This is a genomic window from Streptomyces sp. NPDC050546, assembly GCF_044457425.1.
Classification (GTDB): Bacteria; Actinomycetota; Actinomycetes; order Streptomycetales; family Streptomycetaceae; genus Streptomyces.
Genome location: NZ_JBITGX010000006.1, coordinates 77,150 through 102,486, shown reverse-complemented (window position 1 = coordinate 102,486; position 25,337 = coordinate 77,150). Strand labels below are relative to the sequence as shown.

At 70.4% G+C, this 25,337-nt stretch carries 23 protein-coding genes; 9 read left to right on the top strand and 14 right to left on the bottom strand.

The window, feature by feature from the left end:
- Window positions 1-18: 18 nt before the first annotated feature.
- From ACIBK5_RS16525 to ACIBK5_RS16515, 3 genes are read left to right on the top strand one after another with little or no spacing between them, the layout of a single operon-like run.
- On the top strand, window positions 19-1,137 hold the full coding sequence (locus tag ACIBK5_RS16525; RefSeq protein WP_399020201.1) for a pectinesterase family protein: 1,119 nt from the start codon (window positions 19-21) through the stop codon (window positions 1,135-1,137).
- Window positions 1,130-2,395 (top strand): polysaccharide lyase family 1 protein, encoded by a 1,266-nt coding sequence (locus tag ACIBK5_RS16520; protein ID WP_399020199.1) that lies wholly within the window; start codon window positions 1,130-1,132, stop codon window positions 2,393-2,395. Before ACIBK5_RS16525 ends, ACIBK5_RS16520 begins: the two co-directional genes overlap by 8 nt.
- Entirely contained in the window at window positions 2,382-3,539 is a 1,158-nt protein-coding gene (locus ACIBK5_RS16515; RefSeq protein WP_399020197.1) for a dienelactone hydrolase family protein, read from the top strand. Before ACIBK5_RS16520 ends, ACIBK5_RS16515 begins: the two co-directional genes overlap by 14 nt.
- 3 nt (window positions 3,540-3,542) lie before the next feature.
- Here ACIBK5_RS16515 and ACIBK5_RS16510 read toward each other — a convergent pair whose 3' ends face one another.
- Complete coding sequence (locus ACIBK5_RS16510) at window positions 3,543-5,750, bottom strand: family 43 glycosylhydrolase (protein WP_399020195.1); 2,208 nt, start codon at window positions 5,748-5,750, stop codon at window positions 3,543-3,545.
- A gap of 248 nt (window positions 5,751-5,998) precedes the next feature.
- Between ACIBK5_RS16510 and ACIBK5_RS16505 the strand changes: the two genes are divergently transcribed.
- A complete protein-coding gene (locus ACIBK5_RS16505; RefSeq protein WP_399020194.1) occupies window positions 5,999-7,153 on the top strand; it encodes a pectate lyase in 1,155 nt (384 codons plus the stop codon).
- A gap of 218 nt (window positions 7,154-7,371) precedes the next feature.
- Here ACIBK5_RS16505 and ACIBK5_RS16500 read toward each other — a convergent pair whose 3' ends face one another.
- From ACIBK5_RS16500 to ACIBK5_RS16490, 3 genes are all read right to left on the bottom strand, one after another.
- The gene (locus tag ACIBK5_RS16500; RefSeq protein WP_399020192.1) at window positions 7,372-8,205 is read right to left on the bottom strand and encodes a pectate lyase; all 834 of its coding nucleotides are present in this window, start codon (window positions 8,203-8,205) and stop codon (window positions 7,372-7,374) included.
- 97 nt (window positions 8,206-8,302) lie between these two features.
- Window positions 8,303-9,166, bottom strand: a complete 864-nt coding sequence (locus ACIBK5_RS16495) for a hypothetical protein (RefSeq protein ID WP_399020190.1) — start codon at window positions 9,164-9,166, stop codon at window positions 8,303-8,305.
- The gene (locus ACIBK5_RS16490; protein WP_382499750.1) at window positions 9,163-9,762 is read right to left on the bottom strand and encodes a SigE family RNA polymerase sigma factor; all 600 of its coding nucleotides are present in this window, start codon (window positions 9,760-9,762) and stop codon (window positions 9,163-9,165) included. Before ACIBK5_RS16490 ends, ACIBK5_RS16495 begins: the two co-directional genes overlap by 4 nt.
- 271 nt (window positions 9,763-10,033) lie before the next feature.
- On the opposite strand from ACIBK5_RS16490, the gene ACIBK5_RS16485 reads away from it, so the two are divergent.
- Window positions 10,034-11,491, top strand: a complete 1,458-nt coding sequence (locus ACIBK5_RS16485; protein ID WP_399020187.1) for an NCS2 family permease — start codon at window positions 10,034-10,036, stop codon at window positions 11,489-11,491.
- 121 nt (window positions 11,492-11,612) lie between these two features.
- Here ACIBK5_RS16485 and ACIBK5_RS16480 read toward each other — a convergent pair whose 3' ends face one another.
- The 6 genes from ACIBK5_RS16480 to ACIBK5_RS16455 all read right to left on the bottom strand — a co-directional run bounded on the left by ACIBK5_RS16480 (window position 11,613) and on the right by ACIBK5_RS16455 (window position 17,419).
- Entirely contained in the window at window positions 11,613-13,070 is a 1,458-nt protein-coding gene (locus ACIBK5_RS16480) for a peptidoglycan D,D-transpeptidase FtsI family protein (RefSeq protein WP_399020186.1), read from the bottom strand.
- A 54-nt stretch (window positions 13,071-13,124) separates the two neighbouring features.
- Entirely contained in the window at window positions 13,125-13,787 is a 663-nt protein-coding gene (locus ACIBK5_RS16475) for a response regulator (protein WP_399020184.1), read from the bottom strand.
- Window positions 13,788-13,823: 36 nt separating this feature from the next.
- Window positions 13,824-15,077: a sensor histidine kinase gene (locus ACIBK5_RS16470; protein ID WP_399020182.1), complete on the bottom strand. Its 1,254-nt coding sequence runs from the start codon at window positions 15,075-15,077 to the stop codon at window positions 13,824-13,826.
- A complete protein-coding gene (locus tag ACIBK5_RS16465; protein WP_399020180.1) occupies window positions 15,074-16,081 on the bottom strand; it encodes a hypothetical protein in 1,008 nt (335 codons plus the stop codon). Before ACIBK5_RS16465 ends, ACIBK5_RS16470 begins: the two co-directional genes overlap by 4 nt.
- 90 nt (window positions 16,082-16,171) lie before the next feature.
- Complete coding sequence (locus ACIBK5_RS16460) at window positions 16,172-16,642, bottom strand: GNAT family N-acetyltransferase (RefSeq protein ID WP_399020178.1); 471 nt, start codon at window positions 16,640-16,642, stop codon at window positions 16,172-16,174.
- Between the two features lie 3 nt (window positions 16,643-16,645).
- Window positions 16,646-17,419 carry an IclR family transcriptional regulator gene (locus ACIBK5_RS16455; RefSeq protein ID WP_189730338.1) on the bottom strand — a complete coding sequence of 258 codons (774 nt, stop codon included), beginning with the start codon at window positions 17,417-17,419 and terminating at the stop codon, window positions 16,646-16,648.
- Window positions 17,420-17,569: 150 nt separating this feature from the next.
- On the opposite strand from ACIBK5_RS16455, the gene ACIBK5_RS16450 reads away from it, so the two are divergent.
- From ACIBK5_RS16450 to ACIBK5_RS16435, 4 genes are all read left to right on the top strand, one after another.
- Window positions 17,570-19,099, top strand: coding sequence for an aldehyde dehydrogenase (NADP(+)) (locus ACIBK5_RS16450; RefSeq protein WP_399020176.1), 1,530 nt, complete (start codon window positions 17,570-17,572; stop codon window positions 19,097-19,099).
- A gap of 100 nt (window positions 19,100-19,199) precedes the next feature.
- Entirely contained in the window at window positions 19,200-19,808 is a 609-nt protein-coding gene (locus ACIBK5_RS16445; protein ID WP_399020174.1) for a DUF1349 domain-containing protein, read from the top strand.
- Window positions 19,809-19,949: 141 nt separating this feature from the next.
- Window positions 19,950-20,681: a DsbA family oxidoreductase gene (locus ACIBK5_RS16440; protein WP_399020172.1), complete on the top strand. Its 732-nt coding sequence runs from the start codon at window positions 19,950-19,952 to the stop codon at window positions 20,679-20,681.
- A 97-nt stretch (window positions 20,682-20,778) separates the two neighbouring features.
- Window positions 20,779-21,831, top strand: a complete 1,053-nt coding sequence (locus ACIBK5_RS16435) for an aminotransferase class V-fold PLP-dependent enzyme (RefSeq protein WP_399020170.1) — start codon at window positions 20,779-20,781, stop codon at window positions 21,829-21,831.
- Between the two features lie 78 nt (window positions 21,832-21,909).
- Here the strand turns inward: ACIBK5_RS16435 and thpD are convergent, their stop codons facing one another.
- Genes thpD through ectA form a run of 4 tightly spaced genes read right to left on the bottom strand, consistent with a single transcriptional unit; the run spans window position 21,910 to window position 25,102 of the window.
- A complete protein-coding gene (thpD, locus tag ACIBK5_RS16430) occupies window positions 21,910-22,818 on the bottom strand; it encodes an ectoine hydroxylase (protein WP_399020168.1) in 909 nt (302 codons plus the stop codon).
- A 6-nt stretch (window positions 22,819-22,824) separates the two neighbouring features.
- Window positions 22,825-23,223 (bottom strand): ectoine synthase, encoded by a 399-nt coding sequence (locus ACIBK5_RS16425; RefSeq protein WP_184599670.1) that lies wholly within the window; start codon window positions 23,221-23,223, stop codon window positions 22,825-22,827.
- 43 nt (window positions 23,224-23,266) lie between these two features.
- Complete coding sequence (ectB, locus tag ACIBK5_RS16420; protein ID WP_215122286.1) at window positions 23,267-24,538, bottom strand: diaminobutyrate--2-oxoglutarate transaminase; 1,272 nt, start codon at window positions 24,536-24,538, stop codon at window positions 23,267-23,269.
- Between the two features lie 57 nt (window positions 24,539-24,595).
- Window positions 24,596-25,102: a diaminobutyrate acetyltransferase gene (ectA, locus tag ACIBK5_RS16415; protein WP_399020165.1), complete on the bottom strand. Its 507-nt coding sequence runs from the start codon at window positions 25,100-25,102 to the stop codon at window positions 24,596-24,598.
- Window positions 25,103-25,337 lie beyond the last annotated feature (235 nt).

The window sequence follows — 25,337 nt, the reverse complement described above, 5'->3', positions numbered from 1 at the left end:
CCGCGAAGGAGCAGCCGCATGCTCTCGCAACCCCACCGTGCCCTCTCCCGCCGGGGGTTCCTCGTCGCGAGCGCCGCCTCGGGCGCCGCCCTCGGCCTCGCCGCCGGCCCCGCGCGGGCCGGTACCCGTCCGCGTCCGTTCGGCCGGTACGGCTCACCGGCCGACCGCCGTGACCCCAGGACCCTGTACGTCCACCCGGGCGGCGCCGGTGACTTCACCACCGTCCGGGACGCCGTGGCCGCCGCGACCGGGACCGGCTACACCCTGGTCATCGCGCCTGGTGTCTACCGGCAGACGGTCGCCGTCGACCCCGCCCGTACGGAGATGACCTGGATCGGGGCGAGCGAGGAACCCCGTGACGTCGTGATCGTGTACGACAACGCGGCCGGGACCCCGAAGCCCGGCGGCGGCACCCACGGCACCACCGGCTCCGCCACCACCACGGTGCAGGCCGACGGTTTCACCGCCCGCTGGATCACCTTCGCCAACGACTGGCTGCGCGCCGACCACCCCGACATCACCGGCACCCAGGCCGTCGCCCTCAAGGTCCAGGGCGACCGCTCCGCCTTCCACCACTGCCGGTTCCTCGGCCACCAGGACACCCTGTACGCCGACTCCATGGCACTGGGCACCTTCGCCCGCCAGTACTTCGCCCACTGCTACGCCGAGGGCGATGTCGACTTCGTCTTCGGACGGGCCACCGCAGTCTTCGACCACTGCCACTTCCGGACCCTGAACCGCACCGACCTGCCGGCCGCCCCGTACGGCTTCGTCTTCGCCCCCTCCACGGCCGGTGCCAATCCGCTCGGCTACCTGGTGACCAGGAGCCGCGTCAGCAGCGAGGCTCCCGACGCCTACTTCAAGCTGGCCCGGCCCTGGGTGCCCAGCTCCGACACCACCGCCCGCCCGATGCTCACCGTCCGGGACACCTGGCTCGGGCCGGGCATCGACGCCGTCGCGCCCTACACGAACATGGCGAGCGGCTACCCCTGGCAGTCGATGCGGTTCACCGAGTACCGCAACACCGGGCCCGGTGCCGTCATGTCCGTTCCGGAGAACCGGCCCCAGCTCACCCGGGCGCAAGCCGCGTCGCACACCAGGCAGACCTATCTCGGCGACTGGCGGCCCTGTGCGTAGGGCCGCGGCGCTCCTGCTCGGCGTGTGCCTGCTCTGGCCGGCTCCCGCGGCCTCCGCCACCGAGCGCGGACCCGTCGGCTGGGCCTCGACCGGCACCGGCACCGACGGCGGGGCGGGCGGCAGGACCTGGACGGTGGACACCCGGGCCGAGCTGAAGCAGGCCCTGGCCAACAACGGCGATCCCACCGCGCCCAAGGTGATCCGGGTCGTCGGCGCCATCTCCGGGCACGAGGCCGACGACGGTTCCCTGCTCGGTGAGCAGGACTACGCGCCCGGATACGACCTCGGCAAGTACATGTCCTGCTTCGGCGAGGACGGCGCCGCCTGGTCCGACACCCGCTTCGAGTACTGCGGGCAGCAGCGGCGACTGCGCCAGACCGGCTCGAACAAGGAGAAGGCACAGATCCAGCTCACCGTGCCGGGCAACACCACGCTGGTGGGCGTGGGGCGCGACGCCCGGCTGCTCGGGGTGTTCCTGACCGTCAACACCGGCAGCGACATCATCGTGCGCGACCTCCGTCTGGAGGCGCCCGTCGACCACTTCACGAGCTGGTCCCCGGACGACGGCACGCACGGCAGCTGGAACGCCCGCTTCGACGCGCTGACCGTGATCACCGGCAAGAACATCTGGATCGACCACTGCACCTTCACCGACGGCCGCTTCCCGGACCGTGAGGCACCCCTCGGCTTCCACGGCGAGCGCGTCCAGCGGCACGACGGGCTGGTGGACATCGAGGACGGCTCCGACTTCGTCACCGTCTCCGACAGCCGGTTCGACGACCACGACAAGGCGATCCTCATCGGGTCGGGCGACGGGCGCGGCGACCGGGACCGGGGGCATCTCAAAGTGACCTTCGCCCGCAATCTGTTCACGGGCATCGTGCAGCGCGCCCCACGCGTCCGCTTCGGGCAGGTGCACGTCGTCAACAACGTCCACCGGGGGCGGGCGCCGCTCTACGCCCTGGGCGTGGGTGTGGAGTCCGCGATCTTCTCCGAGCGCAACGTCTTCCGCTACCCGGGCGGCGGTCCGTCCGCCGCCGTCGCGGACTACGGCGGGGTGCGGTTCCGTGACACCGGCTCGTGGTTCAACGGCCGGCCCGCCCGGCTGAACGACGTGGCGAGCGGTCTCGGCCTCGGGAGCGAGGTCGGCTGGGACCCCGCCGACGTCTACGACTACCGCGCCCTCACGTCCCCGGCGGCGGTCGAGCGGCACGTGCTGCGGCACGCCGGAGCCGGGAGGCCGTATGGACGCCCATGAGCAGCTCGGACGGCGGACGTTCGTGGTCGGAGCGGGTTCGGCGCTGCTGGCCGGGGGAGCCGTGACGGGGGCGGAGGCGGCGGTCGTGGACGGGCCGCTGCCCGACTTCCATCCGGCGCTCAAGGACGCCCTGACCTTCCCGCTCGCCTGGGGCAGGTCCCCGATCCGCGACTTCCGCGCCTGGCGGCGTACCGCCCGGGCCACGGTCGAGGAGCACCTCCTCGTGGAGCGGCAGGACCGGGTGCCGTTCGCGCCGGAGTACACCGGGCGGGGCCACACGCGGGACTACTCGCGCGAGTTGGTGACCGTGTCCCTCACCCGGTACGAGCGTGTGCGCGGCGCCCTGCTCACCCCGCACGGCGACGGGCCCTTCCCCGCCGTGCTCCTCCTGCACGACCACGGGTCCAGATTCGACATCGGGAAGGAGAAGCTCGTCCGGCCCTGGTACGACGACACGCGTCTCGCCGCCGCCCGGGCGTGGGCGGACAAGTACTTCAGCGGACGGTTCGTCGGTGACGAACTGGCCCGGCGGGGCTATGTGGTGCTGTGCCTGGACGCCCTCGGCTGGGGCGACCGCGGGCCCCTCGCCTACGAGCAGCAGCAGGCGCTGGCCTCCAACTTCTACAACCTGGGCTCCTCGCTCGCCGGGCTCATGGCCCGGGAGGACCAGCGGGCCGCCGCCTTCCTGGCGGGGCTTGACCGGGTGGACGACCGGCGGGTCGCGGCCGTCGGCTTCTCCATGGGCGCCTACCGCGCCTGGCAGACCGCCGCCCTCAGCGACCACGTCGCCGCCGCCGCGAGCGTCTGCTGGATGACAGGCCTGAAAGAAATGATGGTGCCCGGCAACAACACGCTGCGCGGGCAGTCGGCGTTCCACATGCTCCACCCCGGGCTCGCCCGCCATCTCGACATCCCCGACGTCGCGAGCATCGCCGCCCCCAGGCCGATGCTGTTCATGAACGGCGGGCTCGACACGCTCTTCCCCGCCGAGGGCGTACGGGTCGCGTACGACAAGTTGCGTGCCGTCTGGCGCTCGCGCCACGCGGAGGAGCGGCTACGGACGAAGACGTGGCCGGAGCTCGGCCACGTCTTCACCCACGCGATGCAGGACGAGGTCGTCAGCTGGCTCGACGACGTCCTGTGAGGCTCACCGCCGTACCGGCTCGATGCCCTCCAGCGTCGGCACCACCGGCTTGATGCTGCCGTCGGCCGCGAACTCCATGCGGTCGACGGTGGTCTCCCGGTGCATGCCGTCGCCGCCCGGCAGGCCCGGGCCGTTCAGGGCGAAGCGGTGGTAGACCATGTACCAGTCGTCGGTGCCGGGCGTGTTCACCACCGAGTGGTGACCGGTGCCGAGGATGCCGTACTCCGGCCGCTTCTCCAGGATCGTCCCGCGCTTGGTCCACGGGCCGAGCGGGGACGGGCCCGTCGCGTACGCCACGTGGTAGTTCTCGCTGCGGGTGTCGTCCTCCGACCACATGAAGTAGTACGTGCCCTTCCGCTTGATCACGAAGGAGCCCTCACAGAAGTTGTCCGGGGTGATGTCCTTCACCTTCGACGCGTCGAAGGACACCATGTCGTCGTTGAGCGGCACCACGTACCCGTGCCCGTTGCCCCAGTACAGGTAGGCCTGGCCGTCGTCGTCCGTGAAGACCGACGGGTCGATCATCTGGCCCTTGAACGCCCCGCCCTTGGCGACCAGCGGCTTGCCGAGGGCGTCCTTGAAGGGGCCGGCGGGGGAGTCGGCCACCGCCACACCGATCTGCTGCTCGGCGCAGAAGTAGAAGTAGTACTTGCCGTTCCGCTCGGCGATCGCGGGTGCCCAGGCGTTCTTGTCGGCCCAGCTCACGTCAGGACCGAGGTCGACGATGACGCCGTGGTCCTTCCAGTTGACCAGGTCCTTCGACGAGTACGCCTTGAACTTGGTGCCGCTCCAGCCCTGGAAGCCGTCCGTCGTCGGGTAGATCCAGTATCTGCCGTCGAGATAGTGCACGTCGGGGTCGGCGTTCAGGCCGGGGAGCAGCGGGCTGCGCGTGCGGACCGCCTCGACCGTCCAGGTGCGCTTCGTCCCGTCGGCGGCCGTCACGGTGTACTTCTGCGGCTTGCGGAAGTCGCGGCGCGTACCGGACTTGGGGCTCAGCGTGGCACCCTCGCCCACCCAGAGCTTCGGGGCGAGGCTCCGCAGGTCGGCCTTGGGCTTCATCGGCAGCACGACCTTCGAGGCGCTGTCCGTGACGATGGAGTAGCCCTTCTGGTGCTTCGCCGTGGCGTCCACGACAGAGGTGGACGTCGACGGGTACGCGGCCAGCAGCCGGTCGTACTCCTTCTGCGTCACCGGGAGCACCGTGCCGTGCCGGGGGCTCGCCGGGAGCTGGTAGTTCGCGGACGGGGTCCACTTGCCCGAGGCGAGGTCGGTGGTCTCGAACGGCAGATAGCCGCGGCCGCCGTACTCGTCGATGAACAGGTACCACTTCTTCTCGGTGTTCGACTTGAACACCGTCGGGCCCTCACCGCGGTCCATCGCGCCCTTGCCGATGCAGTCCGCCACGAAGTCGTACTTCGTCGAGGTCAGGGAGGTCGACTTCTCGCCGGTGATGAACTTCGAGCACGGGCTGGAGGACGTGGGGTCCCGCTCGTCCTTGGTGTAGCGGTAGTACTCGTCCTCGTACTTCACGACCGTGGAGTCGATGACCGAGTAGCCCGGGTCGTTCCAGACCTTCGGCTCGCTGAAGGTGCGGAAGTCCTTCGTGGTCGCGTACATCATCTTGTTGTACGTGTCGCCCTTGTGGTCCGGGTCGTCCTCGGCGTACAGCTTCGACGCCCAGAAGACGACGTACGCACCGAGCTCGTCGTCCCAGTAGGCTTCCGGGGCCCAGGTGTTGCCCGCGGTGTCCGGGGAGACCTTCACCAGGCGCTGGTCGGTCCAGTGGACCAGGTCGGTGGACTCCCAGACCATGATCGACTTGCTGCCGTGCCGCTGGACGTCGTCCCAGCTCCCGCTGGAGTTCTGGTACATCCTGAGGTCGGTGGCGATCAGGAAGAACTTGTCGCCCTTCGGGGAGCGGATCACGAACGGGTCGCGCAGCCCCTTCTCGCCGGTCGTCGACGTCAGGACCGGCTTGCCGGCGTTCAGCTCACGCCAGTGCAGCGCGTCGTTGCCCCGGCTCAGGGCGTAGCGGATCTGCTCGCCGTCGGCGGTGCCCTCACCCGTGAAGTAGGCGAAGAGATAGCCGGCGTACTTGGATTGCTTCACGGGTGGTGCTCCGGGGTCTGCGGTGCTGGGCGGCGCCGTGAGGAGAGTCAGGAGGAGGCCGGTCAGGGCCAGGAACGGAAGCAGTAGCGTGCGGGGGCGCATGACACTTCCTGTCGGAGTGTGGGGGATTCTGTTGGGTAATGGCCTTCGGAGTTTCACCGGACGGGAGCAGTGCGTCAACGGGTGTGCATGAGGCCGGTGGTTTTCGAAAGTTTCGGCACCCGGGCACACCTGTGCACTTGACGGCGGCAACCCTTTCCCGGCGCGGCGGCGACTGCTGGGCGGAAACGGATCGGAGCGGGGCCCTCCGAACCGCTTCCGTCCCTCATCCCCCAGGAAAGGAACGCTCCGTGCTGCTCAGCACCGGACGCCACCGCAGGACCCGCACGCTCACCATCGCCGCGGCCGTGGCAGTGACCGCGGGGGCGGGCGGCGTCTACCTCGGGCTGTCGAGCGGCGGCGCGCAGGCCGCCTCGGCGGCGGTCACCGTCTCCACCGCGGCCCAGCTCGAAGCGGCCGTGAAGAACGCCACCGCCGGAACCGTCATCCAGGTCCGCGGCGGCACCTACTACCCGGCCGCCACCCTCAAGTCCACGGCGAACGGCACGAGTTCCGCGCGCATCACCCTGCGGCCCCACGGCAACGAGAAGGTGCGCATCGACGGCTCCAAGCTGCCCGCAGGCTCCTGGCTGGCCGGCCTCTACGGCGACTACTGGACCGTCCAGGACCTGGCCTTCGTCAACGCCCCGGCCCAGGGCTTCGTCGCCACCTCCTCGGCCGGCGGCGTGTTCAGGAACCTGGTCACCGCCGACAACGGCGACTCCGGCTTCACCCTGCGCGGCGACGGCACCACCGGCAACCTCGTGCAGAACCTGGACAGCCACGGCAACTACGACCCGGCAGGACACGGCCAGAACGCCGACGGCATCGCCGTGAAGTTCGGCTCAGGAACGGGCAACAGGATCACCGGCGCCCGGCTGTACAACAACTCCGACGACGGCCTCGACCTCTGGCAGTTCTCCTCACCGGTCACCCTCGAGCACTCCTGGGCCTTCGGCAACGGCAAGAACCGCTGGAACGACCCGGCCTTCGAGGGCAACGGCAACGGCTTCAAACTCGGCGGCGGAGGAGCCTCCGTCGCCCACGTCGTCAACAACAACGCGGCCTGGGACAACACGCTGCACGGCTTCACCGAGAACTCCAACACCGGCGCCATCGCCCTGAACCGCAACACCGCGTACGCCAACGCCCGGAACGGCTTCTACTTCGCCACCGGCAAGGCCCGCCTCGGCAAGAACCTCGCCGTCAAGGACAAGGGCGGCCCCGTGAAGCGGGGTTCCTCGACGGTCTCCGCCGGCAACAACTGGGACAGCGGTGTCGCCACCCCGCCCTTCAGGTCGACGGACGCGGCCGGTGCGTACGCGGCACGCGAGGCGGAGGGTTCCCTCCCCGCCACGGCGTTCCTGACGACCGGCTCCACGACCATCGGCTCGACGATGGACTAGCCGGCCCTCACGTCCGCACATGCCGACGCCCCCGCCGGTGCGAACCGGCGGGGGCGTCCTGCCGACTGGCCGAGGGGGGCTCGGCCAGTACCGTTCGACCGACCGGAGGGGGGCTCCGGAGGGCCGGGTGCCGAAGGTCCGACTGGGGGCCCGGACGTCCGGCGTCCGGTCGGCCCAAGGGGGGATCAGGGCCGGCCGGGGTCACAGGGGGGCGAGCCTCACTGGTAGCTGATGTCGGAGGCCTTGAACTTGCAGGTCTTGCCGTCCGGGCCCGGCGGCTTCAGCTCGGTCGGCTCCTTGCCCGTGTTGTTGCCCTTGAAGCGCACACACGTCTTGATCTTCTTCTTGCTGTCGCCGTGGACGCGGATCTTCGACAGCGTGGCCGTGTCGCCGTAGTTCTCGTTCACGCCGACGATCGAGTTCATCGGCGCCGTCACGTCGATGTCGTTGAGCACGACCGTGCGCTTGTACTGCGTCCCGCAGTTGCCGCAGGAACGGACCAGCTTGCCGGCGTTCTGCACCTGGAAGCCCGACACGTTCAGCGTGCCGGCGCCGTTGAACTGCAGCACCTTGTCGTCGGCGTTCTTCGCGCCGCCGCCGATCACCTTGTACACCGCCGAGGCGGACTTGCCCTTGAAGCTGGCCGCGTCCTCGCCGACGTCCAGCCACCACACGTTCTGCAGCGTGCAACTGCCCTTGCAGTGCACGCCGTCCGCGGCCGGGGTGCCGATGATGACGTTCTTCAGCGTGGCGCCGTCCGCCAGCTCGAAGAGAGGCTTCTGGCCCTCGTCCTGGCTGTCGCCGCCGAGCGCGCCGCTGCCGTAGAACTTCTTCATCCCGCCGTCGCGGACACCCGAGACCGGGATGGTCTTGGACACCGGCTCGCTGCCCTTGTCGGCGGGCCAGGAGGACGCGGCGCTGGCGGTGGAGAGCATCGACGTGGTGACGATGGCCGCTCCCGCGATGCCGAACGCCGACAGTCCGGCGATCACCGCCCGCCGCTTGGTGACCCGGCGGCGATGGCGGACGCGCTGTTCTGCTGGTGCAGTCATGTACCGATTCCTCGAATGGGGGGTGACTCTTTGCGCGTTGTGGTCGTCACCGGTGAGGAAAGGGTTGCCGCGTCTTCAGATCTTTTTCACGCGGGACCTACGAGTCGCCCCCGGCGTCGTCCTCGTCGCCCTCGTTGTCCACGGCCGCGAAGCCGCCGTCCACCGACAGCCGGTCCGACCCGGCGGCGGCCGTCACCGTGTAGCGGTCCTTGCCCGCGTCACGCCCCCCGCGGTCATGGTCGAACTGGCCCGCGAACACCCACTCACCCGCCGGGACCTTCCGGCCCTCCTTGAGGGTCCAGGTGTAGACGAGGGCGCCGTCCCGCTCGCCGACCGTGAGGGTGAAGTCGTTCTCGGGCAGCGACCGCCAGGCGCCCGCGTCGGAGACCCCGCCGGTCTGTGCGACGCTCAACCGCACGGTCAGCGCGGTCAGTTCCTCGCGGGTCTTGATCGTGATGTTGCTCTGCGCCCAGAAGTCGTTGCTGTGCGGGTCGACCGAGCCGTCCGACCACAGCGGCCCGTCCTCGGTGGCGGCGGGCGGCCGCGCGGTGACCGGGGCGCTCGGCTTCCCGGAGGGCGGCGCGGCGGACTCGCGGCGCTCCGGCGAGGAGGTCGGCGTGGGATCCACCGGCGGCACGGGGGCCCGGCTCGTCGCCTCCGGCGACGGTGTGGGCGTCGGCGACGTCGCCACCTCCTGCTGCCGCGGGGCGGTCTCGTCCTTCACCGCGGACGCCACCGCGTAACCGCCCACCGCCAGCACGCCCGCCACGGCGGCGGTCGCACCGGCCACCCGCATCCAGCCGAACACCGGCGGACGCGTCGCCCGGTGGGCGGACGCGGCCGGACCGGCCATGCCGCGCTCGACCCGGGCCAGGATGTTCTCCCGGTCGGGCTCGTGCCCCCCGGCCGCCTCGTGCAGCCGGGCGCGCAGTTCCTCGTGCACGTCCCGCCGGACGGTCATCGGTCCCTCCCTCCGCCCTCACCGGTGCGCAAGCCCTCCACGGCGGGCGCGCAACGGGGCGCGCCCAGTGTCGCGTGCATCCGCTGCGGCACTCCCTGTGTGCCCAGCAACCGCTGGAGTTCGGCCATTCCCTTCGAGGTCTGGCTCTTCACCGTACCCACCGAGACACCGAGGGCGAGCGCGGTGTCCTTCTCCGACAGGTCGAAGGCGTGCCGCAGCACCACACAGGCCCGCTTGCGGAACGGCAGCCTGCGCAACGCCTCCTGGACATCGACCACGCCCGCGACGTCCGGATTCTCGGTGTTCTCCTCGCGCTGCGACCAGAACAGGGCGATGCGCCGCCGCTCGCGCACGGCGCTGCGGATGCGGGTGCGGGCCAGGTTGGCGACCACACCGCGGGCGTACGCCGCCGGATGGTCGGCGGCGCGCACCCGGTCCCAGCGGTGCCACAGCGCCAGTAACGCGTCCGCCGCCAGGTCGTCGGCGGTGTCCGACTCGCCCGTCAACAGGTAGGCCAGGCGGGACAGTTCGGCGTAGTGGCGCTCGAAGAAGGCGTGGAACTCCACGGAGGCGGCGTCGTCGACGACTGTGCCCACGGGCGACCTCTCCTCGCAGCGGCTTCGGGCACTCCCGGGCGGGGGCGCCTGTGCGTGTCATGTAGATGACATGTGATCATCCGGGGGAGGCCCGGACGAGATCGGGAAGCGTAGCAGCGTTCGTCAGGATGGTTCGTACGGAGCTTCGAACGGCGTATGGCGGGCCGGACTTCGATTCCGTAACACGAAGAAAACCTGAACGTGGTTCAACGCGAGGAAAATCCAGCCAGCACCCGCACACCGATCACCCAGGCATCAAGGAGCACTCGTCATGTCCGAATCGCAGAAGGTGGCCGACCGGTCCGACGCCGCACCACCACCGGTGAACAGCGTCGACCGGTTCTTCAAGATCTCCGAGCGGGGGTCCACCTTCGGCCGTGAGATCCGCGGCGGCTTCGCCACGTTCTTCACGATGGCCTACATCCTTGTCCTGAATCCCATCATCCTGGGCAGCGCGAAGGACAAGTTCGGGCACCAGCTGGACGCCGTCCAACTCACCACCGCCACCGCCCTGGTGGCCGCGGTCATGACGATCATCATGGGCGTGGGCGGCAATCTGCCCCTCGCGCTCGCCGCCGGACTCGGCCTGAACGCCGTGGTCGCCTTCCAGATCGCCCCGCTGATGAGCTGGGACGACGCGATGGGCCTGATCGTCCTCGAAGGCCTGCTGATCTGCGTGCTGGTGGTGACCGGTCTGCGCGAGGCCGTCATGCACGCCATACCCCAGCCGCTCAAGCAGGCGATCAGCGTCGGCATCGGCCTGTTCATCGCCTTCATCGGCTTCGTCGACGCCGGGTTCGTCACCCGCATCCCGGACGCCGCGAACACCACCGTGCCCGTTCAGCTGGGCGGCACCGGCACCCTCGCCGGCTGGCCGATGCTCGTCTTCTGTCTCGGCGTCCTGCTGACGATCGGCCTGCTCGCCCGCAAGGTCAAGGGCGCCATCCTCATCAGCATCGTCGGCATGACGGCCGTCGCACTGGTGATCAACTCCCTCGCCGACATCAAGACCTGGGGCCTGACCACACCGTCCTGGCCCGGCAACCTCGTCGACACCCCCGACTTCGGACTCATCGGCGACTTCGACCTGTTCGGCGCGTTCAGCGCCCCCGGCGTCGGTGTCATCACCGTCGTCCTGCTGATCTTCACCCTGATCCTGTCCGACTTCTTCGACACCATGGGCACCGTCGTCGGCGTCAGCGCCGAGGCCGGTCTGCTGGACGAGGACGGCAAGGTCCCGAACCTCGGCCGGGTGCTGCTCATCGACGGTGCCGCGGCGGTCGCGGGCGGCGCGGCCTCCGCCTCCTCGGCGACCTCCTACATCGAGTCGGCGGCCGGCGTCGGCGAGGGCTCGCGCACCGGCTTCTCCAACCTCGTCACCGGCGGCCTGTTCGGCCTCGCGCTGTTCCTGACCCCGCTGCTCACCATCGTCCCGCTCCAGGCGGCCGCCCCGGCCCTGGTCGCCGTCGGCTTCCTGATGATGACCCAGGTCAAGCACATCGACTGGGACCGCTACGACATCGCCATCCCCGCGTTCCTCACCATCGCCGTGATGCCGTTCACCTACTCCATCACCAACGGCATCGGCGCAGGCTTCCTCGCCTACGTCGTCATCAAGACCGTGCTCGGCAAGGCCAAGGAGGTCCACTGGCTGCTGTGGGGGACCTCGGCGCTGTTCCTCGTGTACTTCGCGATCGACCCGATCGAGCAGCTCCTGGGCGCCAAGTAACGGCGAAGGGCCGCCCCCGGGGGGAAGGGGGCGGCCCATCTGTCTGTAGAGACGGCTTTCATACGGCGAAGGTTCAGTCGGAGGTGCGGTCGGAGGTGCGGTCGGAGGTTCAGGCGCGGGTTCAGTTCTTGAGCGCCGCTTCCATCATCGCCTTGGCGACCGGAGCCGCCAGGCCGTTGCCGCTGACCTCCGAGCGGGCGGCGTTCGACTGCTCGACCATGACCGCCACGGCGACCTCCTTGCCCGACGAGTCGGACTTCCCGTAGGAGGTGAACCAGGCGTACGGCACCTGGCTGTTCTTCTCGCCGTGCTGGGCGGTGCCCGTCTTGCCGCCCACCGTCGCGCCCGCGATCCGCGCGTTCGAGCCGGTGCCCTTGTTCACCACCGTCTGCATCGCCGACTGCAACTGCTCGGCGGTCGAGGAGCTGACGATCTCCTTCGAGTCCGCCTCGTCGTCGTAGTCCTGCAACACGTCGCCGCCGCTGTTGGTGATCTGCGAAACCATGTGCGGCGAGACCAGCTTGCCGCCGTTGGCGATGGCCGCCGACACCATGGCCATCTGCAACGGGGTCGCGGTGACGTCGAACTGGCCGATGCCCGTCAGGGCCGTCTGCGACGGGTACATGTCCGACGGGTACACGCTCGTGTAGGCCCGGACCGGCACATCCAGCTGGTCGTCGTTGAAGCCGAACTTCTCCGCCATCGCCTTCACCTTGTCCTGGCCCAGCTGCACGGCCATCTTCGCGAAGACGTTGTTGCATGAGTACTGCAGCGCCGTGCGGATCGTGGCGTCCGTGCAGGGCGCGCTCGGGTTCTCGTTCGACAACTTCGTGCTGGTGCCCGGCAGTGTGTACGGGTCCGGGCTGTCGGTCCTGTCGTCCACCGACTCGTACAGCCCGTCCTCCAGCGCCGCGGCCGCCACGACCAGCTTGAACGTCGAGCCGGGCGGCAGCGGCTGCCGCAGCGCCCGGTTGGTCAGCGGCTTCTCCGGGTCGCTCGTCAGCTTCTTCCAGGCCACCCCCGCCGTGTTGGCGTCCGTCAGTGACGAGGGGTCGTACGACGGCGTCGACACGACCGCCAGGATCTTCCCGGTCTTCGGGTCGATGGCGACGGCGCCGCCCTTCTTGTCGCCGAGCGCGTCGATCCCCGCCTTCTGCACGTCCGGGTCGATCGTGGTGACCACGTTGCCCGGTTCGGCCCGCTGGTTGGTGACGGTGTCCATCACCGACTTCAGCCGGTTGTCCGTGCCGTTCAGGAGGTCGGTGTAGATGCCCTCGAGCTGGGTCGGCGCATACGCCTGCGAGGCGTAGCCCGTCACCGCCGCGTACCGCTCACCGTCCGTGTACGTGCGCTTGTACCTGAGGTCGCCTGTCGTCGTCTTGGCCGAGCCGGTGACCGACCGGCCGCCCACGATGATGTTCCCGAGCGGCGCCGAGTACGTCTCGATGGCGTTCCGCCGGTTGTCCTTGTCGTCTGCGAGCGCCTGGCCGTCGTAGAACTGCACCCAGGTCGCCCTGACCAGCAGAGCGAACACAAGGAGCAGCGCGAAGACCGATGCGCGCCTGATCGTCTTGTTCATCCCGAACATGAGGACGAGCCAGGAGGGCCGGATCGTTCCCGCCCGTCCGTTTTCTCATTCTCCGTTTAGAAAGCCCGCCTCGTACGCCGCGATGACCGCCTGCGTGCGGTCCCGGGTGCCCGTCTTGGCCAGGACCGCCGCCACGTGGGACTTCACCGTGGCGGGGCCGACCTCCATCCGGCGGGCGATCTCCGCGTTGGTCAGCCCGCCGGCCATGTGCCGCAGGACCTCCCGCTCGCGGCCCGTGAGCCTCGCCACCCACGCGGGCGGCGCGGGGTGGGCGCGTGCGTGCTCGGTCGCGAGGGTGCGGACGGCCGCCGGGAACAGCAGGCTGTCGCTGCGCGCCACCAGCCGGACCGCCTGCACGAGCGCGTCGGCGTCAGCCCGCTTCAGCAGGAACCCGGCGGCTCCGGCGCGCAGCGCGTCATACACGTAGGAGTCGTTCTCGAACGTCGTCACGACGACGATCCGGGGCGGCTCGTCCAGCGTGGCCAGGATCTGCTCGGTGGCGCGGATGCCGTCGATCTCCGGCATGCGCACGTCCATGAGGACGACGTCCGGCCGCAGGTCCCGTACGACCGACACGGCCTCGGCTCCGGTGGCCGCCTCGCCCACCACCTCCAGGTCCGGCTCGGCGGAGAGGATGGCGCGCAGGGCGGTGCGCACCATGCGCTCGTCGTCGGCGAGGACGACACGGACCGGTGCCGGGCGGGTCATGCGGCTCCTTTCGTCGCGGGCCTTCGTACGGGCCCGTCATTCAGGTTTTCTCATCGGCAGGCGTACGCGCAGCCGCCAGGTCTGTGCGGTGGTCGGTCCGGCCGTCGACGTCCCGCCCAGCAGCCTGGCTCGGTCCGCGATGCCGCGCAGCCCGTGGCCGCCGCCGGGCCGGGAGGGCGCGGGGCCGGTCAGCGGATTCTCCACGGTGATCTCCAGCTCCCCGCCCGCCACCGCGATCCGCACGTCCACGGCGACCCGGTGACCGGCGTGCCTGAGGGCGTTGCTGAGCCCCTCCTGCACGATGCGGTAGGCCTCGCGGGACAGCAGCGGAGGCAGCGCTTCCGGGTCGGCGCCGACCGTGGCCGTCACCCGGGCCCCGCCCGCCCGGGTACGGGACAGCAGGCCGTCGAGGTCGCCGGCGAGGGTGGGCGCCGGGGCCGTTCCGGGGCCGTCGCCCTCGCGCAGCACGCCCAGCACGGCGTCGAGTTCTCCGACGGTACGCCGCGTCGTGTCCTCGATCGCGGCGAGCGCCTCACGGACGAACTCCGGGTCGGAGTCGAGAACCCGGCGGGCCGCGCTCGCCTGGAGGGTGACCGCGCTCAGCGCGTGACCGACCGAGTCGTGCAGCTCCCGCGCCAGCCGGTTGCGTACGGCGAGGTCGGCGGCGCGCGCCTCGGCAGCGGCCAGCCGGCCCTCGGGAGACGGGCCGAGCAGGTCGGGCGCCCAGCGGGCCAGCAGCGCGCCGCCGCCGGCCGCACAGCCGGCGAGGGCGACCAGCATCGCCACGCCCGCGACCGGAGCGAGCGCCGACGCCCAGGCGTGGTCGAATACTTCGGGCAGGTCGAGCCGGGTGCCGCGCAGCCCCGCGAAGAGCGGCAGGACGATCAGCACGACGGCGAACGGCGGCACGGCCAGCGACATCCCCGCGATGATCCCGCCCAACCCGAGATGGAGCGTGAACCAGGCCGCCGTCCTCCCCCTCTCGCCCCGCGTCCCGGCCGGACCGAAGGCGAGCCGGTCCGCGTCGACACCGCACAGCCAGCGCACGGCGGCGGCCTCCAGCGGCCGGGTCAGCGGGAACACGGACGTGACGGCGGCGAGCGGCAGCCCCACCCCGAACGAGGCGAGCTGGAGGGGAAAGGAGCTGAAGACGTCCGTGGAGCCGGTGGCCGGGCCGATGATCACCGAGCCGACCAGCACGTACGGCATGGCGAGCGCGCCACCGAGGATCAGATGGACCCAGCGCAGGCGCGCCCGCCGGCCGAACAGGAGCCTGGCGGCCTGTCTCACGCCGCCCGCCGTACGGCCCTGGCCGAGCGCTCCGCGAAGTAGTAGACGCCGATGGCGGCGACGAGGAAGCCGACGAGCATCTGCCCAGCGTAGGCGAGGCTCATCAACGGCGTCGGACGGTCGGCGAGGTCCTCCACACCGCCGAGCGAGGCCAGCGACAGCCAGCCGCCCCAGCAGGCCACGGCCCCCGAGCCGACCCAGGCGAGCCCGAGCGGGACCGCCACGGGCAGGGCCCGGCCGCGCCGGAACGCCAGCAGGAAACCACCGGCGACGGCCGCGACGAGGAACAGCACGTACACGGCCTCCAGGACGTGGAAGTCGGCGGTGCGGTCCGCCGCCCGGCCCTCGCTGAGCCCGGCGGTGACACCACAGGCCCACAGCAGGTGGACGGTGAGCGGCAGCAGGGCGAGTACGGCGGCCGCGACGGCCAGGGCGCGGTGGGCGGGCCCGACGGCTCCGACGGGCAGCTCCCACACCCGGCCGCGCCACAGGTGCCCCCAGCGGTCACGGGCGTAGAGCACGAACAGGGCGCCGAGAGCGATCCCTTGGAGGATGAACCCGGTGTACACCACGGTGAACACCCAGGCGTGGAGGAAGGGGTCATGGCCCTGGTCCGGCGCGGCTCCGCCGCCGAACGCCTTCACGACCAGCTGCGCCGGGAACCCGGTCATGATCGGCGCGAGCAGCCCGGTGGCGACCCAGACGGGCGACACCAGCAGCCAGGCGGGCACCTTCAGCCCCCACGGCCGGGTCAGCACCAGCGCCAGCACGATCACCGCACTGTCCAGCAGCACGGAGAGACCGTTGATCACGGCCATCCCGACCCGGTCGTCGAGCAGCGGGCTCCCCTCGGGGATACCGACGTGGCTCCCGGCGATCCAGGCGGTCTTGAGCCCGAGGTACGGCAGACAGGAGAGGACGGCGACGGCACGCAGAATCCGCCGGGGGCGGCTCGAACGGACGGCGGGGCGGGGAGCGGCGAGGGGAGTGATCGACTGCGTCATGCGATCAGGCTCCCGCGCCGGAGCCGGACAGCACGTCCTGCACGGCGACGATCCGTCTCCGCCGGACGGGGGAGACCCGCGGGGAGGCTCTCAGCCCTCCAGGAGCAGCACCGTCTCGTCGATCTCGGCGCCCCGGGCCTGGGCGTACCCCGTGGCCGACGCCACGGCACGGAACCCGCACTTCTCCAGGACGCGCAGCGACCCCACGTTGTCCGAAGCCGCCCGCGCGTAGAGGGGACGCTCGTCCACCTCCGTCACCAGCGCCCGCAGAGCCTCGGTCGCGATGCCCTTGCCCCAGTAGGCGCGGTCGATCCAGTACGTCACCTCCCGCTCGCCCGGCTCCCCGTACACCGCCGCGCTGCCGATCACGTCACCGTCGGCCAGCACCGTGCGGACCACGGCGGACGAGGAGCGGATCCTGGCCCAGTGCGCGTCGAAGGCGTCCCGGTCGGCGGGGTCCTTGGGGGTGAATGCGGCCATGTGCAGCGCTTCGGGGTCGTTCATCTGCCGGAAGAAGACCGGCAGATCGCTGTCGTGGATCTCGCGCAGCTCGACATTCATGCCTCAGAGCCTACGGGTGGCCAGTGTCAGCCGGTCCCGAGCGTCGAACAGCGCGTCCTTCACCAGCTGTTCGTGCGCCGGCGTCAGCCGGGCCACCGGCACCGAGCAGCTGATCGCGTCCCGCGCCGGAGTGCGGTACGGGATCGCCACGCCGAAGCAGCGCAGCCCCAGCGTGTTCTCCTCGCGGTCCACGGCGAAGCCCTGCTCCCGCACCTGGTGCAGCTCCTCGATGAGCTTCTCCCGGTCGGTGATCGTGTGCTCGGTCAGGGCGGGCAGCGTCTCCGGGAGCATCTTGCGGACCTGCTCGTCCGAGTACGTGCTCAACAGCGCCTTGCCGAGGGACGTGGAGTGCGCGGGCAGCCGGCGGCCGACCCGGGTGAAGGGGCGCAGATAGTGCTGCGACTGCCGGGTGGCGAGGTAGACGACGTTCGTGCCGTCCAGCCGGGCCAGGTGGATCGTCTCCGTGGTGTCGTCCGAGAGCCGGTCCAGCGTCGGGCGGGCCGACGCGACCACCTCGTCGCCGTCGATGTACGACGTGCCGACCAGCAGGGCCCGGACGCCGATGCCGTACCGCGTGCCCGTCGCGTCCGTCTCCACCCAGCCCAGCTCGACCAGGGTGCGCAGCAGCATGTACAGGCTGGACTTGGGATACCCGACGGCCTCCTGGACCGCCGCGAGGGAGTGCATTCCGGGCCGGCCCGCGAAGTACTCCAGCAGTTCCACGGTCCGCACCGCGCTCTTGACCTGCGCACCGCCGCCTGTCTCGCCTGCCGACATCGCCTGTGACCCCTTCGTTCGACGAGATGCTGGAGTTATAGTCTCCGACAGCATTCATCATCAGAGACAGCGTTCAGTATATCGAACATCCCTGGTGATGACGTACATACTGCGGCATTGCATGCGGCAACGAATGTGGAGGGACCCGCGGTGGCAGCAGCACCAGTCTGGAGTGTCGACCCCCGAACCGGGAAGCAGCGCGAGCAGGTTGCGGTGGAGGCCACAGCCCAGGAGGTGGACGCCGCCGTCCGGGCCGCGGACGAGGCGCGGGGCGCACTCGCCGACCGCGCCGTCCGCTCGGCCTTCCTGCGCACCGCCGCCGACGAGCTGCAGGCGGCCAAGGACGGTCTCGTCGAGACCGCCGACGCCGAGTCCGCGCTCGGCCCGGTCCGGCTGACCGGCGAACTCGCCCGCACCTGCTACCAGCTGCGGGCCTTCGCCGACATAGTCGACGAGGGCGCCTTCCTCGACGTCGTCATCAACCACCCCGACGACACCGCGACCCCGCCGATCCCGGACCTGCGCCGCTACAAGGTGCCGCTGGGCGTCGTCGCCGTCTACTCGGCGTCGAACTTCCCCTTCGCCTTCTCGGTCGCGGGCGGCGACACCGCGAGCGCCCTCGCGGCCGGCTGCCCGGTCGTCGTCAAGTCCCACCCGGACCACCCGGCCCTGTCCGAGTACGTCGCCGTGGTGCTGCGCCGTGCCGCCGTCCGGCACGGCATCCCCGAGGGCGTCGTCGGGCTGGTGCACGGCTTCGAGGCGGGCGTCGAGCTGATCAAGCACCCGCTGGTCACGGCGGCCGGCTTCACCGGCTCGGTGCGCGGGGGCCGGGCCCTCTTCGACGCGGCGGCCGCCCGCCCCGTCCCGATCCCCTTCCACGGCGAGCTGGGCTCCCTGAACCCGGTCGTCGTCACCGAGGCCGCGGCCGCCGAGCGCGCCGAGGCGATCGGCGCGGGCCTCGCCGGGTCGATGACGCTGGGCGTCGGCCAGTTCTGTGTGAAGCCGGGCCTGGTCCTCGCGCCCGCCGGTGCCGCCGGTGACGCCCTGCTGAAGTCCCTGACCGACGCCGTCAGCGACACCGACGCCGGAGTCCTGCTCGACCACCGCATGCGCGACAACTTCGTCGCCGGCGTCGCCGAGCGCGCGCGGCTGTCCGACGTGGAGTCCCCGGTCACGCCCGGCTCGGGCGGCGAGCACACCGTCAGCGCGGGCTTCCTCACCGTCCCGGCGAGCAGGCTGGCCGCGGAGGGCGAGCACGACCTGCTCCTGGAGGAGTGCTTCGGGCCGGTCACCGTGGTGGCCCGTTACGAGGACGACGCCGAGGTGAAGGCGGTGCTGTCGCGTCTGCCGGGGAACCTCACGGCGACGGTGCAGCTCTCCGAGGAGGAGGCCGCGGGGGAGGGCCGGGGTTCCGAGATCCTGGCGGAGCTGACGCCGCTGGCCGGGCGTGTGCTGGTCAATGGGTGGCCGACGGGTGTGGCTGTGGCTCCCGCCCAGCATCACGGTGGGCCTTACCCGGCTACGACCTCGACGTCCACGTCGGTGGGTGGTACGGCGATCGAGCGGTGGCTGCGGCCGGTGGCGTATCAGAACGCGCCGTCTGCTTTGCTGCCCGCGGAACTGCGGGACGAGAACCCGTTGGGGCTGCCGCGGCGGTTCAACGGGCGTCTGGAGCGGTAGCACGCCGTAGGGGTGCGGGGAGCGGGCGGGCGCGGGTCCGTCGTGGTTGTTCGCGCAGTTCCCCGCGCCCCCAGGGCGTGGACCTGGAAGAGTTGGTTGGATGGATCTGGAACTTTCCGAACTTCCTTTCGGGCTGCGTGCGTATGGGCCTGATGGCCACTGGTCGTATGAGGACGGTGTGCTCTCCGGGTGGGCCGGGCCCCGGCAGGATCGGTTCGTGCCGCCCACGGGGGAGGGGCTGGACCCCGCCGCCGACGCGCCGCGGCTGCTCGGGGCGCCCGAAGGGGACTTCCAGCTGATCGCCCGGGTCACGGTGGGGTTCGGTGCGGCCTTCGACGCGGGCGTGCTCTACGTGCATGTCGGGGAGCGGGCCTGGGCCAAGCTCTGCCTGGAGTACTCCCCGGACGTCCCCACCGTCTGCACGGTGGTCACCCGGGGCCACTCCGACGACGCCAACTCCTTCACGGTCGAGGGCAGTTCCGTCTGGCTGCGGGTCAGCCGCACCGGCCGCGCCTTCGGCTTCCACGCCTCCCGCGACGGCGAGCACTGGACCTTCGTCCGCCTCTTCACCCTGGGCGGGGAGAAGGAGACGGGCGCGGCCCTGGTCGGCTTCATGACGCAGTCCCCGATGGGAGAGGGCTGCGTGGTGACGTACGACCACATCGAGTTCCGCCCGAACTGGCCGAAGGACCTGCGGGACGGCGGCTGAGGCCAGCGGGGGAACCGGCGCCCCGGCCGGGCACGCCCTGCCGGGCACGCCCTCGGCCGGGGAATGAAGCTCCCTGCTTGAACGTTCATGCACTCGGCGGAGGGAGTCTCCGTACCCGTACGAGCTGGAGAGAGCCGAGACATGCGCGTCGAGATCTGGAGCGACATCGCCTGCCCCTGGTGCTACGTGGGCAAGGCCCGCTTCGAGAAGGCGCTGCGGGACTTCCCGCACCGCGACGAGGTCGAGGTCGTGCACCGTTCCTTCGAGCTGGACCCGGGCCGCGCCAAGGACGACATCCAGCCCGTGATCACGATGCTCACCAAGAAGTACGGGATGAGCGCCGCGCAGGCCGAGGCGGGCGAGGACAACCTGGGCGCGCAGGCCGCCGCCGAGGGTCTCGACTACCGCACCCGGGGCCGCGACCACGGCAGCACCTTCGACATGCACCGTCTGCTCCACTTCGCCAAGGAGCACGACCGCCAGGAGCGGCTGCTCGACGCGCTGTACCGGGCCAACTTCGCCGAGGAGCGCTCGGTCTTCGGCGAGGACGAGCGGCTCGTGGAGCTGGCCGTGGCCGCCGGGCTCGACGCGGACGCCGCCCGCGCGGTGCTCGCCGACCCGGAGGCGTACGCCGCCGAGGTCCGGGCCGACGAGCGGGAGGCCGCGCAGCTCGGCGCGAACGGTGTGCCCTTCTTCGTGCTCGACCGCACCTACGGCGTCTCCGGCGCCCAGCCCGCCGAGGTCTTCGCCCAGGCCCTCACGCAGGCGTTCGGCGAGCGCGCGCCGCTGAAGATCGTCGAGGGCGGATCCACCGACGGCGCGGACGGCGCGGACGCGTGTGGCCCGGACGGCTGTGCGGTGCCCCAGCACTGAAAATCGCAGGTCAGGGCGTATCCATAAGCGCTTCTTAGTGACATCGCGCAGATATCGGCAATGGACGGGGCATTCCCCGGGGACGCAGAGTGGTCCCATGGAGACCTTCGAGAACCTCGTCCGCGCCGAGTTCACCCCGAAGCACACCTACCTCAACACCGCGAGCAACGGGCTCCTGCCCGCCCGTACCGTCACCGCCCTGCACCAGGCGGTGCGGATGCGTGCCGAGGGCACGCCCCTGGGTCCCCTGTACGAGGACGCGGAGGCCGCCCGAGCGTCCTTCGCCCGGCTGGCCGGGGTGCCGGCCGAGCGCGTCGCGACCGGCGCCTCGGTCGCCGAGTACGGTGCGCTGATCGCCGCCTCGCTGCCCGCGGGCGCCGAAGTCCTCACGGCGGAGGGCGACTTCGCCTCCCTGGTGAACCCGTTCCATGTGCGCGGCGACCTCAAGGTGCGCGCCGTCCCGCTGGAACGGCTCGCCGAGTCCGTCCGCCCCGGCACCGCGCTCGTCGCGGTCAGCATCGCCCAGTCCGCCGACGGCCGGATCGCCGACCTGCCCGCCGTACGGGAGGCGGCCCGGGCGCACGGGGCCCGCACCTACGTCGACGCCTCGCAGTCGGCCGGCTGGCTGCCCATGGACGGTGACGCGGACGACTTCCTCGCCGCCGTCGGCTTCAAGTGGCTCATGGGGCCGCACGGGGCCGCGTTCTTCGTCGCCCCGCAGGACTTCGGCGGGCTCACCCCGCTGCTCGCCGGCTGGGTCGCGGGCGAGGTCCCCTGGGACAGCTGCTACGGCCCCGTCGAGCAACTCGCCCTCTCCGCACGGCGGTTCGACATCAGCCCGGCCCTCTTCACCTACGCCGGGCTGCGCGCGTCACTGGCGCTGATCGAGGAACTCGGCGTCGACGCCGTGCACGCCCACGACCTCGCGCTCGCGGACCGCTTCCGGGCCGGGCTCGACGGGCTGGGCAACGCGCCGGTGTCCGCGCCGGGTTCGGCGATCGTGTCCGTGCCGGGGCTCGGCCACCGGCAGGGCGAGCTGAGCCGGGCGGGCATCGAGGTGTCCGACCGGGCCGGCAATCTCCGGGCCGCGTTCCACCTCTACAACACCCCGGCGGACGTCGACCGGCTGCTGGACGTCCTGTCCGGCTGAGGACATGACCGGGCCGGACCTCCCGTCCCACACGAGGAGGCCCGGCCCGGTGCTCAAAGGGGCGTCACTGCACCTGCGTCACCGCACCGGCGTGAAATCCCGAGCGCCGATGAAATCGGGTCGCCGGACCGGCGCCGCGAACGGCTCGACCGCCGTGTTCTCCACGCTGTTGAACACGATGAACACGTTGCTGCGCGGGAACGGCGTGATGTTGTCGCCGGAACCGTGCATGGCGTTGCAGTCGAACCAGGTCGCCGAACCGGCCTTGCCCGTGAACAACTTGATGCCGTGCTGCGAGGCGAACTGGCTCAGTGCCTCGTCCGAGGGCGTGCCAGCGTCCTGCATCTGCAGCGACTTCTTGTAGTTGTCCTTCGGCGTCTCACCCGAGCACCCGAGGAACGTCTTGTGCGACCCCGGCATGATCATGAGCCCGCCGTTGGTGTCGTAGTTCTCGGTCAGCGCGATCGAGACCGACACCGTGCGCATCCGCGGCAGACCGTCCTCGGCGTGCCACGTCTCGAAGTCCGAGTGCCAGTAGAAGCCACTGGCCCCGAAGCCCGGCTTGACGTTGATCCGCGACTGGTGGACGTAGACGTCCGAGCCGAGGATCTGCCGCGCCCGGCCGACAACCCGCTCGTCGCGCACCAGCCTGGCGAACACCTCACTGATCTTGTGCACCTCGAAGACCGTGCGGATCTCCTTGGACTGCGGCTCGACGATCGAACGCTCGTCGGCCCGCATGTCCGGGTCGTGCACCAGCCGGTTCAGCTCGTTCCGGTAGACCGCGACCTCGTCCTCGGTGATCAGCTCGTCGATGGCGAGGAAGCCGTCACGCTCGAACGACAGCAGGTCGGCCGGCGCCACCGGGCCCGGGGCGTCGGGCGCGCCCCAGACGACCGGGTCCTGGCGCGGCGTCAGCACCTCGGCGGCGCCACGACTCGGGTAGAGGTCCGGCATACCGGTGGTGGTGTCGTAGGTGGCGGTCATGAAACGTCACACCTCCTCGGTGAGCAGCGGGTATACGCCGTTCTCGTCGTGGTCCTCCCGTCCGGTGACAGGCGGGTTGAAGACGCAGAGGCAGCGGAAGTCCTGCTTGATCCGCAGCGTGTGCTTCTCGTGCCCGTCCAGGAGGTACATGGTGCCGGGCGTGATCGTGTACGACTTCCCGGTCTCGTGGTCGGTCAGCTCGGCCTCGCCCTCCACGCAGACAACGGCCTCGATGTGGTTCGCATACCACATCGACGTCTCCGTACCCGCGTACAGGACCGTCTCATGCAGGGAGAAGCCCACCTTCTCCTTGGCGAGGACGATGCGCTTGCTCTCCCACGTACCGGACGCCGACTTCACATGCCGGTCGGTACCTTCGATCTCCTTGAACGAACGGACAATCACGGTGCTGCGATGCCTCCTAGGTGAGTAATGCTCGGTTGGTGTGTCAGGCGGTCTCTCGGACGGCGCGGGCCAGCGTCCGCAGGCCCTCGTCCAGCTCTTCCGGGGTGATGGTGAGAGCGGGGAGCATCTTGACGACCTCGCTCTCGGGACCGGACGTCTCGATCAGCAGCCCCAGCTCGAAGGCGCGCTTGGCGACCTTGTTCGCGCGCTCCTTGTCGTGGAACTCCAGGCCCCACACCAGGCCGCGGCCCCGGTACTCCTTCACGTCGGCCAGGTTCTCCTCGGTGATGGAGATCAGCGCCTGCTCGACCTGCTCGCCGCGCTTGCGGGTCTGCTTCTCCATCGCGGAGCCGTCGGCCCAGTACGTCTCCAGGGTCGCGGTGGCCGTGACGAACGCGGGGTTGTTGCCGCGGAAGGTGCCGTTGTGCTCGCCGGGCTCCCAGACGTCGAGCTCGGGCTTGAACAGGCACAGCGACATGGGCATGCCGTAGCCGCTGATCGACTTCGAGACGGTGACGATGTCCGGCACGATGCCCGCCTCCTCGAAGGAGAAGAAGGCGCCGGTACGGCCGCAGCCCATCTGGATGTCGTCGACGATCAGCAGCATGTCCTGCCGCTCGCACAGCTCGGACAGGGCGCGCAGCCACTCGGGCCGGGCCACGTTGATGCCGCCCTCGCCCTGCACGGTCTCGACGATCACGGCGGCCGGCTTGTTGAGGCCGGAGCCCTGGTCCTCCAGCAGTCGCTCGAACCACAGGAAGTCCTCGACCGTGCCGTCGAAGTAGTTGTCGAACGGCATGGGCGTGCCGTGCACCAGCGGTATACCGGCGCCGGCCCGCTTGAAGGCGTTGCCGGTCACGGCCAGCGAGCCCAGCGACATGCCGTGGAAGGCGTTGGTGAAGGACACGATCGACTCGCGCCCCTTCACCTTCCGCGCCAGCTTCAGCGCGGCCTCCACGGCGTTGGTGCCGGTCGGGCCCGGGAACATGACCTTGTAGGGCAGGTCACGCGGCCGCAGCAGCAGGTTCTGGAAGGCCTCCAGGAACGTGCGCTTGGCGGTGGTCGACATGTCGAGCCCGTGCGTGACGCCGTCACGCTCCAGGTAGTCGATCAGGGCGCGTTTCAGGACCGGGTTGTTGTGCCCGTAGTTCAGTGACCCCGCTCCGGCGAAGAAGTCGAGGTACTCATGGCCGTCCTCGTCGTACATACGGCTGCCCACGGCGCGGTCGAAGACGGTGGGCCAGCCGCGGCAGTAGCTGCGCACCTCGGACTCAACGGTCTCGAAGACACTCAGGTCGGGCTGGGTGATGGTCACGACGAATCGCTCCTCGGTACGTGGGGAAGTCAGCGGGAGTGGGTGGGACGGGAAGTCTCAGTGGGGCAGCGGACCGATGCGGTACAGGACCTCGGGGTCGTGCGGCCCGTCGGGGAACACGGCCGTGTCGAAGAGCACCTCGCGCTCCAGCCGGGCGCCGTGACGCTCGGCGAACGATGTGAACAGGCGCTCCGAGGCGGCGTTGCCCGGAGTGATGGTGGTCTCCACGGTTGTCACCCCGCGCTCGGCCACGGTCCGGGCGACCAGACCGTCGAGCAGCGTGGCGGCCAGCCCGCGCCCGCGGTGGGCCTCGTCCACGGCCACCTGCCAGACCAGCAGGGTGTGCGGGCTGTCCGGCCGCACGTACCCGGTGATGAAGCCCATCGGCTCGCCGTGCTCGTCACGCGCCACGGCCGACGTCGCCGCGAAGTCGCGGCACCACAGCAGATAGCTGTAGGACGAGTTCAGGTCCAGAACCTTGGAGTCCTTCGCCATCCGCCACAGTGCGGCTCCGTCGGCCACGGTGGGTCGGTCGATTTGCGGGTCCGCTTGTACGGCAGTCATGCCTATTGAATTTACCCAGAGAAATTCAAAATCGCATCGCCGGACGGGGTCGCGCATGAGCCACGTCTGTGTTATCGCGCGGGCGCGAGTCTTTGGGTGTGCAGACGGCGAGATGTCCCGTATTGCCCTGGAAATATCGGGCGAAGTGGTCACTGTGTGTAACGCGTCACAGCCATGTAATCCCCACGAGATCTGCCCGAATTTCCTCGCCGAGTGTCCCCAAAATCTCTGGGTT

What these genes read in the sequence shown, in the direction of transcription:
- ACIBK5_RS16485 (WP_399020187.1), top strand. Translation starts at nt 10,034, where the DNA reads ATGTCCGAATCGCAGAAGGTGGCCGACCGGTCCGACGCCGCACCACCA.
- ACIBK5_RS16440 (WP_399020172.1), top strand. Translation starts at nt 19,950, where the DNA reads ATGCGCGTCGAGATCTGGAGCGACATCGCCTGCCCCTGGTGCTACGTG.
- ACIBK5_RS16460 (WP_399020178.1), bottom strand. Translation starts at nt 16,642, where the DNA reads ATGAATGTCGAGCTGCGCGAGATCCACGACAGCGATCTGCCGGTCTTC.
- ectA (WP_399020165.1), bottom strand. Translation starts at nt 25,102, where the DNA reads ATGACTGCCGTACAAGCGGACCCGCAAATCGACCGACCCACCGTGGCC.
- ACIBK5_RS16500 (WP_399020192.1), bottom strand. Translation starts at nt 8,205, where the DNA reads ATGACTGCACCAGCAGAACAGCGCGTCCGCCATCGCCGCCGGGTCACC.
- ACIBK5_RS16455 (WP_189730338.1), bottom strand. Translation starts at nt 17,419, where the DNA reads ATGTCGGCAGGCGAGACAGGCGGCGGTGCGCAGGTCAAGAGCGCGGTG.
- ACIBK5_RS16525 (WP_399020201.1), top strand. Translation starts at nt 19, where the DNA reads ATGCTCTCGCAACCCCACCGTGCCCTCTCCCGCCGGGGGTTCCTCGTC.
- ACIBK5_RS16480 (WP_399020186.1), bottom strand. Translation starts at nt 13,070, where the DNA reads ATGAACAAGACGATCAGGCGCGCATCGGTCTTCGCGCTGCTCCTTGTG.
- thpD (WP_399020168.1), bottom strand. Translation starts at nt 22,818, where the DNA reads ATGACCGCCACCTACGACACCACCACCGGTATGCCGGACCTCTACCCG.
- ACIBK5_RS16445 (WP_399020174.1), top strand. Translation starts at nt 19,200, where the DNA reads ATGGATCTGGAACTTTCCGAACTTCCTTTCGGGCTGCGTGCGTATGGG.
- ACIBK5_RS16495 (WP_399020190.1), bottom strand. Translation starts at nt 9,166, where the DNA reads ATGACCGTCCGGCGGGACGTGCACGAGGAACTGCGCGCCCGGCTGCAC.
- ACIBK5_RS16515 (WP_399020197.1), top strand. Translation starts at nt 2,382, where the DNA reads ATGGACGCCCATGAGCAGCTCGGACGGCGGACGTTCGTGGTCGGAGCG.
- ACIBK5_RS16465 (WP_399020180.1), bottom strand. Translation starts at nt 16,081, where the DNA reads ATGACGCAGTCGATCACTCCCCTCGCCGCTCCCCGCCCCGCCGTCCGT.
- ACIBK5_RS16435 (WP_399020170.1), top strand. Translation starts at nt 20,779, where the DNA reads ATGGAGACCTTCGAGAACCTCGTCCGCGCCGAGTTCACCCCGAAGCAC.
- ACIBK5_RS16510 (WP_399020195.1), bottom strand. Translation starts at nt 5,750, where the DNA reads ATGCGCCCCCGCACGCTACTGCTTCCGTTCCTGGCCCTGACCGGCCTC.
- ACIBK5_RS16475 (WP_399020184.1), bottom strand. Translation starts at nt 13,787, where the DNA reads ATGACCCGCCCGGCACCGGTCCGTGTCGTCCTCGCCGACGACGAGCGC.